Source organism: Sphingomonas sp. PL20 (genome assembly GCF_017875905.1).
Classification (GTDB): Bacteria; Pseudomonadota; Alphaproteobacteria; order Sphingomonadales; family Sphingomonadaceae; genus Sphingomonas; species Sphingomonas echinoides.
Genome location: NZ_JAGINH010000002.1, coordinates 1,479,713 through 1,494,880 on the forward strand (window position 1 = coordinate 1,479,713; position 15,168 = coordinate 1,494,880).

Annotated in this window: 12 protein-coding genes and 1 pseudogene; 7 read left to right on the plus strand and 6 right to left on the minus strand. The window is 57.2% G+C overall.

Annotated features, from left to right (window positions below; translation table 11 throughout):
- Positions 1–12: 12 nt before the first annotated feature.
- On the plus strand, positions 13–795 hold the full coding sequence (locus tag H4W01_RS06960; RefSeq protein WP_209610427.1) for a YkgJ family cysteine cluster protein: 783 nt from the start codon (positions 13–15) through the stop codon (positions 793–795).
- A 287-nt stretch (positions 796–1,082) separates the two neighbouring features.
- On the opposite strand, the gene H4W01_RS06965 is transcribed toward H4W01_RS06960, so the two are convergent.
- Positions 1,083–1,373: a hypothetical protein gene (locus H4W01_RS06965; RefSeq protein ID WP_209610428.1), complete on the minus strand. Its 291-nt coding sequence runs from the start codon at positions 1,371–1,373 to the stop codon at positions 1,083–1,085.
- 1,344 nt (positions 1,374–2,717) lie between these two features.
- Here H4W01_RS06965 and H4W01_RS06970 point away from each other — a divergent pair.
- The 6 genes from H4W01_RS06970 to H4W01_RS06995 all read left to right on the plus strand — a co-directional run bounded on the left by H4W01_RS06970 (position 2,718) and on the right by H4W01_RS06995 (position 9,196).
- Positions 2,718–3,659, plus strand: coding sequence for an endonuclease/exonuclease/phosphatase family protein (locus H4W01_RS06970; RefSeq protein WP_209610429.1), 942 nt, complete (start codon positions 2,718–2,720; stop codon positions 3,657–3,659).
- Between the two features lie 82 nt (positions 3,660–3,741).
- Entirely contained in the window at positions 3,742–4,356 is a 615-nt protein-coding gene (locus H4W01_RS06975) for a polysaccharide biosynthesis/export family protein (RefSeq protein ID WP_209610430.1), read from the plus strand.
- Positions 4,357–4,586: 230 nt separating this feature from the next.
- Positions 4,587–4,982, plus strand: a complete 396-nt coding sequence (locus H4W01_RS06980; protein WP_209610431.1) for a hypothetical protein — start codon at positions 4,587–4,589, stop codon at positions 4,980–4,982.
- 25 nt (positions 4,983–5,007) lie between these two features.
- The gene (locus H4W01_RS06985) at positions 5,008–6,336 is read left to right on the plus strand and encodes an outer membrane beta-barrel protein (protein ID WP_209610432.1); all 1,329 of its coding nucleotides are present in this window, start codon (positions 5,008–5,010) and stop codon (positions 6,334–6,336) included.
- 27 nt (positions 6,337–6,363) lie between these two features.
- Positions 6,364–8,541: a GumC family protein gene (locus H4W01_RS06990; protein WP_209610433.1), complete on the plus strand. Its 2,178-nt coding sequence runs from the start codon at positions 6,364–6,366 to the stop codon at positions 8,539–8,541.
- A gap of 34 nt (positions 8,542–8,575) precedes the next feature.
- On the plus strand, positions 8,576–9,196 hold the full coding sequence (locus tag H4W01_RS06995; protein WP_209610434.1) for a hypothetical protein: 621 nt from the start codon (positions 8,576–8,578) through the stop codon (positions 9,194–9,196).
- Here H4W01_RS06995 and H4W01_RS07000 read toward each other — a convergent pair.
- The 5 genes and pseudogenes from H4W01_RS07000 to H4W01_RS07020 form a co-directional block, all read right to left on the minus strand.
- Positions 9,163–10,335, minus strand: a complete 1,173-nt coding sequence (locus H4W01_RS07000; protein WP_209610435.1) for an O-antigen ligase family protein — start codon at positions 10,333–10,335, stop codon at positions 9,163–9,165. The two genes, H4W01_RS06995 and H4W01_RS07000, sit on opposite strands and share 34 nt — an antisense overlap.
- 341 nt (positions 10,336–10,676) lie before the next feature.
- Positions 10,677–11,339, minus strand: coding sequence for a sugar transferase (locus H4W01_RS07005; RefSeq protein ID WP_209610436.1), 663 nt, complete (start codon positions 11,337–11,339; stop codon positions 10,677–10,679).
- Between the two features lie 188 nt (positions 11,340–11,527).
- Positions 11,528–12,559: a cell wall hydrolase gene (locus H4W01_RS07010; RefSeq protein WP_209610437.1), complete on the minus strand. Its 1,032-nt coding sequence runs from the start codon at positions 12,557–12,559 to the stop codon at positions 11,528–11,530.
- Positions 12,560–12,854: 295 nt separating this feature from the next.
- Positions 12,855–13,994, minus strand: a pseudogene (locus H4W01_RS07015) (IS3 family transposase).
- Positions 13,995–14,057: 63 nt separating this feature from the next.
- Positions 14,058–15,116: an acyltransferase family protein gene (locus H4W01_RS07020; protein ID WP_209610438.1), complete on the minus strand. Its 1,059-nt coding sequence runs from the start codon at positions 15,114–15,116 to the stop codon at positions 14,058–14,060.
- Positions 15,117–15,168 lie beyond the last annotated feature (52 nt).

The following is a 15,168-nucleotide window of genomic DNA, read 5'->3' on the forward strand; positions in this document are numbered from 1 at the left end:
GAATTTTCGCTGATGACGATTCACTTCGATTGCACCATGTGCGGCCGTTGCTGCCACAATCTGAAATTGCCGATGTCCGCAAACGAGGCGATTACGTGGTTGACCCGCGGCGGTGACGTGCAATTACTATGCGAGGCTTCCGTCTATCCGGACGGGCAACACCAAACGCAGCGTGACAATTATGACTGGCAACGCAGCTTCGCCGCCAGCAGCGGTACGCTTCCGGTCCGTATACGCATGACGTTTGTGGGCGCTTTTTCGGGAGCTTGTCCTTATCTACTCGCGGACATGCGGTGTGGCGGCTATGAGGATCGACCAAGGGTGTGTCGTATATACCCGGCTGAGGTAAATCCCTTTGCCGCCATCGGTCCGGCGGGCAAATCATGTCCGCCAGAGGCATGGTTCTCCGATCAGCCGGTCTTTGCAGTTAACAACGCGCCCGTTGACCGCGAAACACGCCTATTAATTGATGCCGCGCGCAATGCTGGCTTAGAAGATACCGTAACTAAGGAAACCGTTTGCGTCCTGCTAGGCGTCGCCGAGGCTGCTTTTGCCAATGAGGGTTTCGCGATTCATACACCGGCGCCTGCCACATTGCTCGTTGCGCTTAAGCAGGCCATTAAAGGTCCGCCGGTGGGAGCCCTCGATTGGCGGATTGTAACCAATCGATCCTCGACGCTCGCCATGCTCAACTCGGCTGACGCGAATGCGATGATGACGTCCTCCGAACAAACCTTCGAATATCACGGCTTTTTCGCCCCCGATGAAGCAGCCACTTTCGCTATTGCGGCGTAGCCTCACCGAGGCAGAGGTTAAAGAATATTGCGCCGGCGAAAGCACACATCCGCCCAATCGCTGACGGCCAGCCAACCGGCTGCTTGGTGCTACGACGTTGATGCAAAATTTTTGGGTTTTGCATCAAAGTCGTCGCCTGGCAGTGCCATCTGCCGCTGACAGCATGGTGCCAATTAGCTCTGCTATCTACAGTTTCGAGCCGCTGCCGGCGGTGTGCATCAAACGGTCGTTTTCTGAACATCGCTAAATCGATCGAGTTAGACATTGAGCACCGTAGGCGACGGCTGTTAGTCGAGGCAGAGGTGGGGCTCCCAGATAATCAACTCTACGATGGGTTTCGGTGCGATTGTGTCAAAATCATATCGCGTTGGATGATTGGCCGATACCGTGGCAGACGCTAAAGAGCCTTCTGGAATAGCCCCCACGGTATCTGCCATGCGGAACTCGACAATCGATCCAGCTGGTGGAGCAGCTTCCGCTTCTCCTTCAAAAACCAAAAGATAATCGAGGCGCAGCCAATAATCATTGTCGTCCTCATGCCAGCCATGGTTTGCCGACACACTAAAGGGCGTTTCCAATTACCGTCTGGTCCCAGCGCGGACCGCCATGCGGTCCCAGGAGGGGACAACGCCTATATACACGCCGGCTAATCGGATGATCCAAAAGCCTGCTTCAGCCACGATTGCGAAAAGCCGGGAAAGCAAAAAGGGCGGCGGCAGCGCAGAGCCGGGAAAAACCTGTCCTTGGTGGCCCGATGGTCAAGCGGTGGGGCGGTGCCAACGGCGGGAAGGCCTTCCATTATGGATGCAAAGCCTATCCCGGCGACAACGGCGTGCGAGCGGCGCCGGGCAGGGGTGGGTCGACCATAGTCGCATCATCTCTGTCGATCGCCGCCGCGGCAGGCGAAGTTGAGGCAGTCCATGGCGGGTCGCTAACCGAGAGGCAGATAGTTCCGCAGCGCCATGCCTCTAGATCTCGATGACTGCGGAAGTGGCACACCGTTCAGTGCAGGTCCCCGCAACCAAACCCACATACACCAAACCGTCTCAGGTCCGCCCGAGGCGGTTTTTTTGTGCCGTTTTTCTGGGGCTTACGCTCGAGTCGCGAGTGACGTGCCCCCCCGTCTTTCATCGAATTGAACTCACGCGGGAACTCGTCGCAAAGTTCTGAAAAGAGCGCCGGGTCCATGAGATGAGTGTGCAGGGTCGTGAGGACGCGCTGCTCGAGCACATCGCGGCGAATGTTCACACGGTTGGCGCACGTTCCCTTGTTCCGCGCCGCCGCTCATCGATCCGCGGCTTGCCACGTTGACCGTCCTCAAAAGGCGCGATGCGCTGGGTGTGCTGGCGCTTCTTCGCTGCCACTCACAGCGTGTCATCGACTAGGGCTGCGGTTCCGCCGAGGTCGTTTGCTCATCTTGCCTTCTCCTTGCGGCCAGTATGGCCGCTCAAAAGATCGGCAATCCACTTATACCCCGCTGTTCAAGTTCCTCGAGCCACCTCTGAAGCGGGTGGGTTCGTCGAAATGTGCAGATTTTTTCCGGTCAGCGAATGATATCCGCCTGCGTCGGTCAATGACACGGCAATAGGGGCGAAGCACAAACGCGCTGGGGTGATAGTGCAATTGCCTGCCAATGCCTGGCAATGTCCGATTTCCGTAAATCATTTCAAGCCGCCCCCTCGTCGAGCACCGTATAGGATCGTCATGGTTGACAAACGCATAACGCATTCGTTCGTGCCGATCGATGCTGTAAGAGCTGACTGCGAACCCGAAACGATGGGCGCAGCCTTGAGCATAAGAGCGTCCTCTCCTTGATGGAAAATTCTCAATCATTCGAGCCAATTCGGAGCTATGACGGCAACGAGAACGCTCCTCTGCCACGTTCGAGGCTATTGGAATCTATTTTCGTAACAGGCACTTGGTTGGTCGGTTTGATCGCGATCTGCTCGATGATTGGCGTGGTGTCGCCCTATGCCGACGCGATCAATCTCGTGGCACCGCTATGGCAGGTTGTGGGGCTCATCATGATCGTCGGCGCGACCGCGCTTGCGGCGGGGCGGTCGCGCGGATGGTTGGCGGTCCCGGCATTGTGCCTCTTCTGTGCGTTCGCCGTGACGGTCTTGCCCGACTGGCTCCCCCGCTTGCCTCGCCCCGCAGGCGTTGAGCAGAACGGCCTCAAAGTCGTTATTTTCAACGCCTGGAAAAACAATGCCACGCCGGAACGGGCAGCAAGATGGATCGCGCAACAATCGCCCGACGTCGTCGTGCTGGCCGAAATCGACTGGCAGCGGGGCGGCATCCCGGCGCGATTGAAGCAGTTCTACCCATATCAGCAGGATTGCAGCGGCGCGCACCGATGTTCCACAGCGGTGCTGTCGCGCATCAAGCCCATCGCCAGCGGCGGTTTGGCGCATGGCGATCCTGAAAACAAAAGCGCGTTATCTGCAGCTTGGATTCGCCTGGCAGGCACATGCGGGGCTTATGATATTGTGGGCGTGCATCTGAACCACCCGTGGCCGATGGCCGGGCGAGCGGGGGAGCGCCGCCAACTGGCCGATTTCCTGCGCGGCCGGAGTACGCGCGCGATCCTGGCTGGCGATCTCAACCTACCGCCGTGGATGTTCGAACTCGGGTGGCTTGAACGCGACACAGGCTTGGCGCGCCGCACCTTGGCGCTGCCGACCTGGCCCAGTCCGTCGGCACGAGGATGGCTGAACACACCCCTGTTCCCGCTCGACCACCTGCTGGCAGGCAAGGGATGGGCGGTGTCGGCAGTGATGCGCGGGCCCGATATCGGGTCGGATCATTATCCGATGGTGATTCGACTTGTTCCGATCTCACAATGCGCCCCATCGCGATTGTAACAAACGGGATCAACGACTGTTTGTTGCCAGCGCCTGCGCAATCCAGTAGCGTTTGACATAGCAATTTGAGTGCAATGAGCAAATGACGTCACGATTTCTCCTTGCTGCTACTTTGAATCTTTGGGTGTGGACAGGCGTGCCTGCCGCAGCGCAGTCACCAACTGTCGGTGCGACGAAGACGGCCCCGACCCAAGCGGTACCGGAGACTGCGGTCGCCCCATCCAGTTCTTCGTACAATGAGGATTATAAGCTTGGTGTCGCCGACAAGGTTCGCATCATTGTGTTCGATGAACCAACCCTCTCAGGCGAATTTCTCGTCAACGCCAATGGTTCGCTTTCGCTGCCACTGATCGGCGATGTGCGGGCCGAAAATATGACGCCGACCGAGGTCACCCAGGAGATTCGCACAAAACTGATGGATGGCTACGTCCGTGAACCCCGCGTCAGCATCGATATTCTCACCTTTCGCCCATTTTATATTTTCGGCGAGGTCAATAAACCGGGCGAATATCCATTCTCTGCCGGTCTTACCGTAGAAAACGCCGCCGCTACTGCCGGAGGCTTTACGTACCGCGCCGACAAGAAAAAAGTGTTTATCAAGCATGCTGGCGAAACCGAATCGATTCGCCAGAAGCTGACGCCTGACCTCAAAGTTCGAGCTGGCGATACGATACGCATTGGCGAGCGCTATTTTTGAACATCTCTATTATGGCGCTCTCCTGAGCGGAGGGTGCGCCTGCTCTTACGGCTAGCAAAATTATACCAAGCCAAGATATATATAAAAATCTCAATTTTCCTTCGCAGTTGCGAAAAGACAATTTTTGTGAGATTTTAACGGTGTCGGCTTGGGAGTTCGAGATGCGATCCTCACGCGTTAGCAAAGTCAGTTCATTCGCTGTATATGTGTTAGCAGCAGCGTCGCCCGTAGTGGCTATCGGGCAGACGATTCAGCCTGCTGTCGTATCGACAACACCTGTGGTGCCCGCTCTGACAAGTGACGAGAAGGTTGCCGTCCTGGTCAAATTGATCGCTGACACGATCGCAGCAATGCCAGCAAATAGCACGAGCCAAGATATCGAGGCGCGATTGTCATTCGTCATCGATCAGGCCCAGCCGGATGCTGCAACGATCAAGGCTGCACTGGGCAGTGTTTCGGCTAATTCAAAACTGAAAGCTGCGGTAAAGGCTGCACTGAAAAATCTCACCGCGGTTCTTTCACGGGTTCAAAACACGGGTACAGCGGCACTTGCCGCGCAGACCGTCGTGACGCAGGGAACGGCGCTCAGCTTGGGCGGCGGTACTTCTAACTACGTTCGGCCATAATCGCTGAGGCGGGGGGGGTAACAAAATGACGAGACCCGCAGGAAGGCCCCCCAAGACCTCTTTGTACGCTGCGGTGCCTATTTTCGGGTGGCTTTTGGTGCCGTGCATCGTTCATGCGCAGAACGTCGGCGCCAATTTCGTCACCCCTGATCTCCCGCTGGAATATGATCGTGGGCGTAATATCGCGGTGCTTGAGCGGCCACGGCCGGAATATTCGGCAATCGGCATCCCGATCGGCGGCTTCATCCTGTTGCCGCGCGTCGAGGGCGGCGTCGGCTATAGCGATAACGTTTACGCCACACCGGGTACGAAGACGGCTGACGGGTATGTCGATCTCAGTCCTTCGGCACAGCTCAAAAGCAATTGGAACCGCAACGACTTCGGCGTCGATGCCGGGTATAGTGTGCGGCGCTATTTCAGGCAGACGCGGCGGAACCAGGATGGATGGACCGTCGGTGCTACAGGTCGATATGATGTGGGCGGTACGCTAGCTCTATCGGCGGCGGCGCGCACTCGACGGGCTGTCGAGCCTCCGACGTCCGGTGCCTATCCCACTGCTGTGTCGGCCGCAGAGGCGTCGCAATATCAACAAACCACCGCGGGCCTCACCGCATCCTACGCGCCGAGCCGCCTGAAAGCGCAGCTCGCGTACAACTTCAGTGCTTTGTCGTTCGACAACGTGCGTACGTTTGCCAACACGGTGATTGACCAGAAAAATCGTAACTCCCAAACAAACAACGGCACGCTTCGGATCGAATATGCGATCAGCCCCGATACGTCGGTTTTTGCAAGCGGTAGTTATGAGCGGACCGGCTATTCGCAGCAGTTGCTGCCGGGTGTCGCCAATCGCGATTCGAAAACTATTCGTGGACTGGTCGGTGCGACATTCGACGTATCGACCAAAGTACGCGGTGCCGTCGGCATCGGCTATATGCGCCGTAACTACGACTCCCCGCTTTATCCCGACATCAGTGGAGTGAGCGGCGAAGTTCGCCTGGAATATTTCTTGAGTGCATTGACCACGGTTGGCCTGACAGGTCGCAGGATCATCCAGGATGCCTCCTTAGCCAATTCGGGCGGCTTTATTAACAATAGTGTGGCATTGCGCGTGGATCATGAGGTGCTCCGCAATCTTCTTCTCAACGCACAGGTCGGGTATGAGAAAGATTTATATGAGGGCATACGTGCATCGCTCGATATTTTTCGGACCAGCGGGGGAGCGAAGTATATTCTTACCCGTGAACTTGGCCTTGGTTTCACCATAGCGCATGATTCGCGCTCCGCTCGCGATTTACTGGCAGGGACCGGCTATGGTGAGACCCGCATCATGGTTTCTGTCGCCGTTCAAAGATAACACTATTCGGTTGAAAGAACGCATTTGATGGACGCCTTTCCCCGCACTGCGGATGCCAGAGGCACGAGTCGCTTCGACCAGACACGACATATCGGCCAAAAACCGGTAACGCTGACTGCGCTTGGGGAAACGCTCAGCCGCCGCTGGAAATTGTTGGTCGCCGTTATCATTTTGACGACCGGAGGCGCTTTCGTGGCGGCGTTGCTGATTACGCCAAAATACGATGCCATCTCGCGGATCCGCATAACGCCGGCGCGCCAATCGCCGCTCGATTACGAGGACGCCACCAAGAACGGCCCACTCGACCAAGCATCGCTCAATACCGAAATCGCGACGATCGAATCTCGCGATGTCGCCCGGCGTGTAGTGAGGGTGCTTAATCTACAAGGCGATCCCGAATTTGTTGGTGTCGCGAAGCCGAGTCTGCGCCTCAGTCCCGAACTCGCACAAGCGCGTGCCATTGAAGTCGCGACATCGGCCTTGATGGCGCGCGTTTCGGTCGAGCAACAAGACAAGAGCTTGGTGCTGACGATCAAGGTGCGGACCCTGAATGCGCTGAAATCGGCTAACATCGCCAATGCAGTCGCCGCAGCCTATATCGACAACACGGCAGATGTGCAGATGAGCACCGCAGCACGCCAATCCTCGACCGGGCAAGAGGCACTGCAACGCCTTGGCGCTGACGTCCAGGCGAAGGAGGCCGAGGTCGCTGAGTATCGCGCCCGCGTCGGCATCGTGCAGGGCGGTGCCAATGGAACAATTAACGAACAGCAGATCGGCCCGTTGTCGATGCAGCTTGCAACGGCAGAGTCACAAGCAGCGGCGGCGCGGTCCCAAGTGCTTGCGGCACAGCGTCAAATGTCGTCCGGTGGCACTGATGCCATCTCTGCTGTGTTGTCATCGTCGGTGATTGCGGATCTCCGCCGCCAGCGAACGGAAGCGGAATCCCGACGTGCCGAGCTGAATGCGCGCTATGGTCCGAAACATCCTGATGTTATTCAGAGTAACCAAAAAATCGAAGCGCTCGATCGCCAAATTCGTCAGGAGCAGAAGCGGATCGTCGATGGACTGCGGAGTGCTGCCGACGCAGCCGATGCCCAGGCGGCCAGCCTCCGCTCGCAGCTTGCCGTTCTGAAGGGAACGATCGGCAGCAATAATCAGGCTTCGGTCAAGGCCGAAGCGTTGCAGCGCGAGGCTGAGGCGGCGCGTGCGGCTTACACCCGCCTGGCAACCTCAGTCCAACAATCGTCGCAAGCGCAGCGCAGCAACGAGCCGCAAGCGCGGGTGCTGGAGCGCGCCGTGGTGATGTCGCAACCAAGTTATCCCAACCGTCCGGCAATGGTTGCCGCAGGATTGCTCGTCGGTCTCGTGCTGGGCTTTGCCATTGTGCTGATCGTCGATGGCGTTCAGGCGACCGTTCGCAAGCCGGAAGATGTCGAGACGATGCTCGACGTAAAATTCATCACCGCCGTCCAGCAGTTGACGCGCCGGCAGCGTAAAGACCGCGACGGCAAGACCTGTTCGCCGGCCGGTACGCTTAGCGCCAAACCCGTTTCGGCTTATTCCGAAGCGTTTCGGACGATTCGTAATGCCGTCCGCAGCTCGCGCACCACCGACCGTAAGATCATCGCGATTAGCTCCACGCTCCCCGCAGAGGGGAAAACGACCAGCGCGCTCTCTCTGGCGCGGGTCATGGCGTTGAGTGGCGAGCGCGTTTTACTGATCGACTGCGATATTCGCCGGTCCAGCATCCTGCGGGAAACCGGCGTTGAAACAGCGATCGGCTTGATCGAGGTTCTGTCGGGCGACGGCACGTTCGATCAAGCAATCGGGGCCGATATGATCCCGGAGCTCGATGTGATGCCGGTGCTCAAGCCGACCTTCACCCCGATCGACGTTTTCAATAGCGACGCTATGCGGAATTTGCTCAGCACCCTGCGCACAAAATACGATTACATCATTCTCGACACACCGCCCTTGCTCGGCGTGGCGGATGCGCGGACTTTGGCGCTGCTCGCCGATACCGTAGTACTGACGGTCAAATGGAATTCCACACCGATTCCGGCGATCGACGCCGCCCTTGCGGGCCTTGAACAAGACGGTGCGTCCGTCCTCGGTGTGGTACTGACAATGGTCGACTCACGATCTGAAGCGATGGGCGCACTATATTATTCGTCGCGGTACAGTAGTTATTATGAGCAATAGGCACGCAAGTCGACATGCGGGATTGGGCAGTTGCTTGGCACCGCTGATCGGCTGTGCAGTTTGCCTCGCTGCGTTACCTCCCGCGATCCTCGTCCTGCTTGATGCCTGGAAAACGCAAGAGATCGTTGCAGTCTTCGATGCCACATCACCAACCGCGCGTGGCGAGATTTTGGAGCGGTATTTCGATACGCCGCCCGCCCAGCTGTCGAGCCAGGCGGCTGCGGCACTGGCGGAACTCGCGATCGAGGGTGCCAGCCACACGACGGAAAATGGGCTTCGCAAGCTCTATCTTGGCGAGGCCATTGATCTCGTAAAGCGCGTTCGCGTCGCTCGTCCGGATTGGCCGATCGGCAATATTCTTAGGGCGCGGTTGCTAGTGGCGCAGAGCGGGACAATCACGCCGCCTGCAATCCAGGCCTTTCAAGCGAGTTACGCCAATGGGGGCTTTTTGCGACGTGAGGCCAAATGGCGTATCGCGTTTGCGACCTTGTGCTGGCGATCGCTTACGTCGCACACGCGAAGCGCTGTTGTGGACGAAGCTGTGTGGATGGTCCGATATGATGGAAACCTCAGGCCCGAGATCGAAGCCCTGCTGGGCGATTCGCCGGCCGCTGTCAGCTTTCAGCTCAGGCTCGCTAGACCGTTATCGCGCTGATCTGACGTCCGAAAGCGCAGCGAACGGCCCCAACACAGCCCGGCCAAGCCTGCGGTGAACGCGGCAATGCCCGGCACATTCAATGCAATATCGACGCAAGAGCAGCCGATCGCGAGGCAAATTGCGAGGACTATGGCGATCCCCAAAGTGTCGGCATGGATGATCAAGGCAGGCACGGTTCTGATCGTCACCAGAGTGCCCGCGAACACTAACAAGCCGAGCGCTGGCCATCCTGCTTCGAGGGTAAATTGCAGCGCGGCGTTATGCGCTGCGCCGAAGTTCCAGAAATCCAGAGCGCTGCTGGCATCGAGATGTCGCTGGTTGAACTCAAAAAATGACCCGAGGCCATAGCCGTAGGCAGGGGCGTTCCAAGCGAGCGCGCTGTAATGACGCCAAACCAGCCACCGCCCGATTCCGTCCGAATCGGCGGTCGACAGCCGATCAAGCACGGCACCAGCCGCGAGCGGTAGAGTTAGCGTGAGTGCGAGTATCCCAACGATCAGCACGGACCAACTGCGCAGGCCCATCTTGTCACGAGCTCTCGAAGCTACGACCTGCGTCACAACGAGAATGGTAAGGGCGAGCATGGTCAAAAGGAACGCTGAGCGTGACTGCGACAGCAAGAGAAAGACGAAGGCTCCGGCTGCGACCATGAGCGCCCCCCCGATGACAACCACTTGCCGAGCGCTGGTAGTCCGGAAGATCCCGCGGTCCATGGCATAGCCAACAGAGATGATGGCGATCATGCCGTAAAAGCATCCGGCAGCATTCGGATTACCGATCGTCGCGCTGAAACGATGATAGCCTGTATCGGACGCAAAGCCCCAGAGCCCCAGAAAATCAAACTGCCACGCGGCGATGGTCACGATCAAAAGGACGCCGCTGAACAAGACAATCCAACCGGCAACGCTGCGACATAGACCGCGCTGCAAACCGATCAACGCTACCGCAAAAAACAGGGCTGCTGCCGATGCAAGCTTAAGATATTCGAGCGCATAGGCTTCTGCGACAATCGGCACCGCGGGCGACCACAATCCGCCGCCGACGATTGCCGGAAGAGCGGTCCAGCTCAGCAGGAGTGCGACCGTCAAGGCAACCGGAAGGGCAGCATGCCTAGTCCGTCGGTCGATCTTGGCCACCACAAGGATAGCCGCAGCAAACAATAGCGACGCTACTACAAGGGCAGCGGACATGACTGCCGAGTTAGAGCCCGCCGCACCGACTCCCGACACCAAAAGGACTGCGACGACAGCCCCCCCCCACGACAAAGGAACAGGCGAAACGACCGCAACATATGTCCGTTGTCTCACACCGATCGCTCCGACATATCACAGGCCTTGCTGGGATCCGATCGTGTAGCGGTCTCAAATGATAAACCACTAACAAGTGCGCAGGGAGTTATCTGCCACAGCAGCCCATATAACTCATGCACAGCACGCTTTAGCTTATTGGTGCTCGAGCAAATGGTAAGCTATGCGAGCTAAAATGACCCTCGCTGCGTCAGGACTGCGGGAAGCGTCATCAACAAAATCTTGCTGTTCAAGCGCAATGTTCGGCGGCGCGAGTAGACAACGTCGAGGGCAACGCGCCGACGATAGGTCGTGTTGTTGCGACCGCTCACCTGCCAAAGACCCGTAATGCCGGGCTTTACGTTGCTATAGTCAGCAAACCAACGGCCGTAGCGCGCCACTTCGGCGCGTACGATCGGTCGCGGACCGACGATGCTCATATCATTCAACAGAACGTTGAAAAGCTGCGGCAGTTCATCGAAGCTCGTCCGACGCAGAAAAGAACCGATCGGCGTAATGCGCGGATCGCACCGCAGCTTATGATCAATTTGCCATTCTGCGCGCGCCGCCGGGTCACTGGCAAGCAAGGCATTCAAGCGAGCCTCAGCATCGACCACCATCGTACGAAACTTGAAGCAACGAAATTCACGGCCATCAAGTCCGAGCCGACGATGTGCAAAGATGATCGGCCCCTTCCCGGTTGCCATAATTGCCAACGTGATCACGCCCATAAGCGGTGCAAAGAACAAAATCGCCAGCACCGCTACCGTGAGATCAACTGGCCGAAACCAGTCGCGTTGCGCTTTTGGAGAAGCATTTGCGGCCCAATCGAGGTTTAACTCTGCCAACTGCATCTGCGTTGCCCCCGTTACGGCTATCGCCGAATCGTTGCATTGCAATATATCGAGGTGCACAAGAATTAAAAGCTTATTAACCAATTAGTATTGACACAAAATGGCTCAGCACCGCGAAGTTGCCCAGGTCAAAGAAAATCTGCACGTCATTCACTCGGTTTTGGTCAATCCGATCGGACTCATTCTCTCTAATTGTTTGGAATCGCCAAATTCCCTGTTCGCCGGTTGGGGCGGCTAAAATAGGGATTGGCCGACGGCGTGGGTTTGGGAGCGGGTTTCGTGTCGGACGAACTTTCCGTCGCCGGATAGGCACTTAGTTTCGCGGCTTCGATGGGGCTCGCAGTCTGCACTGGGATTTTGGACTGGTCGTTTGCCGATGAAGCGGTCGCCGCACTCAATCCTTGCTTCGACGCGCTATTGTCCGGTTCAGGCGCGACCTCGACGAGCTTTCCAGGCGTGGTCAGGAAAGGGTAGGCACCATAGGGCGCTATGGGTCGGTAAAAAACGTGGTTGTTGATGATCGCGACCTTGGCAAGTTCTGATGCCCAGACCGGTACGATCCACACCGTATGATAATGGGTCGCTTGGCCGACTTGATATGACACGATCCCATGCAGCGCCGCCTGGGCCACGGCATACACTTTCTTCCAGCGTGTCGGCTCGGGCCTTCGACGTAGAGATCCGTCGCACGTAAAGCTGAATTGGCAACCGGTCGGGCGGTCAGCTCCCTGATAGACAACCCCGCACACCGTTTTGGGATAGCGTGGATGGCGAACGCGGTTCAGTATGACCTGCGCAACCGCTAGCTGTCCGGCTGTCGGCTCCCCATTCGCTTCATAATAGAGGGCTGTGGCAAGGCACTCTGTCGCCGCGGCAAGATCCTTGGGCGAAAGCCAGTCCGGCGAAAAGACGGGCGGTGCCGGATTGAGCATTGTGAGTGGCCGGGCAACGTTTCGGGCGAAGGCGTCGGACGGCGTGATGTCGAGCTTTTGCTGGGGAAGGAAGGTTTCGAGCGGGAGGAGGTCGGCGGTCGGGGCTGACGTTGAGCTCGCAGGCGACGCTTGATCTGTCGGTAGTAACGGACTCGCCTCAGGTACTTCAAAAAGCCGGGCAAAGTAGATACTGATGCCTACTGCAGCTACCAGCAATGTCCCTAGCACAAGCAGGGACAACGCAGCTAGACGCGCTGGGGAGATGACAAAAAAATCGAATCTGGCCATAATGACCTGCCTGGCTAGGATCGCGACGGTCTTGATGGTAGTTTGGTTTGCTGTCTTGTATCAGCCCAAAAAGACTAGGCCATGTTGACACAAGACTTCAGCCATAGGCGAACGACGGTGAGGTTGAGAAAGCTGAAGACACGCAAAAACCGTCGGATTTGATGGGTAGCAGGCGCGACGCGGTGGCATTGGAGCCTTCGTTGCGCCTGAGGGCGGCGCTTTGGCCATTTTCGGTGTTTGTATCCGGCGATTTCGGGCATTGTCCTCGATTTTGAGCTGAATATCCCCTAGTTTTCTAGACGCCTTGAGCCATCAAAGCCTGCTGCCGTTCGAGATCGACGGGCGACAGCATCCCGCTCCTGACATGCGTACGGATCGGGTTGTAGAACATCTCGATGTAATCGAACACGTCCTGCCGGGCTCCTTCGCGCGTTTTATAGATGCGTCGCCGAATGCACTCACGCTTGAGGAGATTGAAGAATCTCTCAGCGACGGCGTTATCGTGGCAGTTTTCCCGCCGGCTCATTGAGTGTTCCAGATTGTAAGCCCGGGTGAAGGCAGACCAGTCTATACTGGTGAACTGCGAACCCTGATCCGAATGGATCAGAACGCGGTTTTCAGCTTACGCTGCCAGACCGCCATGTGCAGGGCCTGCAAAACCACATCGGTTGTCTAACTGCTTTGCAACGACTATCCCGCCACGCGAAGAGAGTAGAGGTCGAGCACGACCGCCAGATAGGCGAAGCCTTCCATCGTGCGGATATAAGTGATGTCCGTCACCCAGGCGCGATAGCCTCCGGCACGTCGAACTGGCGATCCAAAGTGTTGGCAGCAACGGCCGAAGGCCTTCCTCCCGAACTACCTGGCTGCCGCTTGTAGCCGACCTGCGCCTTGATGTCTGCCAGGTTGCTCAGGCGGGCAATGCGATTGGGACAACAGGTCTCTCCCTGATCGAGCAGATCGTCGTGCAACTTGCGATACCCATAGATCTTGCCGCTGTCGCTCCAGGCCTGCCGGATCAATGCAATCTACCGAGCATCCACCTGCGCTCGCCGGCTTAGCGGTGCTTTGCGCCAGGCATAGAAACCGCTGGGCTAGATCGCCAGGCACCGGCACATCGCGCGGACGCCAAACTGGTTCTGATGCTCGGCGACAAAGGCGTATTTCACTTGGCATCCCTGGCGAAATACGCGGTGGCTTTTTTTAAGATGTGTCGCTCCTCGGTCACCCGAGCCAACTCGCGCTTCAACTGGCGGATCTCGGCGTCCTTATTGGCATCGCCCGATGCCACCTTCGCAAGCTGCTTCTTCCGCGCATACGGCGAGTGCGGGCTGACGCCGAGACGCTGCGAAACCTCCGCTACCGGGTGACCCCGCTCCGTGATCTGTACCACCGCGTCACGCTTGAACTCATCGCTGAAATTGGGCTTTTCCATCGTCGCTTCCTTTCCTCAAAATTAGGATTGAAGGGGTCAAGAACGCTAGGGGCCATTCAGACATCACGTCGAAATGGTCTGCAGCTTTGCCGAGCGGCGCAGCCTGAGCCATTGGCTCAGCTGAGCACGAACTTTCGCATCTGCAACGGCCAGAATCCATGCTAAAGCAATCAGCATAAGCGTCAGCGTGATCGTGAAGGCAAGCGGGCTCATGAACCTACGAGCCACGAACCATCCTATGGTCAAGATAGGAAAATGAACAATATACAATGGGTAGGAAATATCCCCTAGAAACGCGCCGCTGCGCTGAATGCTAAGTGGCATTTCCCATGCCGCGCCGAAATAGATGATCAGAGGCAATATCGCGACGATCATGATAAGGTCGTATACTATACGAAATCCGTCGGGGATTTGCGGCGTCAGGACCAAAAGCAGTGCGGCCAAAGGGGCAAGTGTTAACCAGGTTGATTGCTTGTCGCGACCAGTGCGAAGCCGATGAAGCAGCATTCCGGCACAAAAGGAAAAGCTCACGCGAGCAACTCCGAGACCAATCCAGGACCATTCTCCGCCCGGGATAGCGCTGCCAAAGCGAAAAGCGCCAATCAGGATACACGGCGCTGATATCATGCAAATGAACAGAAGCAAGCTCGCTCGTGCCCTGAACAGAAAAGTTGCGAAAAATATGTTGATTATAAGTTCTAGAAAAAGAGACCAAGCTGGAGCATTTAATGGGAACAGAAATCTGTCATCAAAAGGCGCCGGTAAAATAATGAGATTTGCGGCAATATTTCCGATATAATGCAATGGAGTCAGCGCGAGATCATCACGCTTTATGATTTGTCCAAGGCCCTTCACCGCACCCAATGCGAGCCCGACAATAAACAGCGGGTACAAGCGGATATACCGCAGCTCGACAAATTGAGAGACGCGCATTTGACTGCGCAGCTTTCCGCCATAGGCTCCAGCAAGGACAAAGCCACTTAACGCAAAAAAGAAATCGACCGCGAGATAACCTTCGCCCGCTAGTGGAAGGCCTACGATCCAGCCGGTGTGCAACAGCAGCACCCAGATCGCAGCCAAGCCGCGCATTGCGTCGAGCGTATGATAGCGAGATCGATCCATTATCTCACGCCCCCCCCCCAGCAGATACAATAACGCAAATGGCCAACAATAC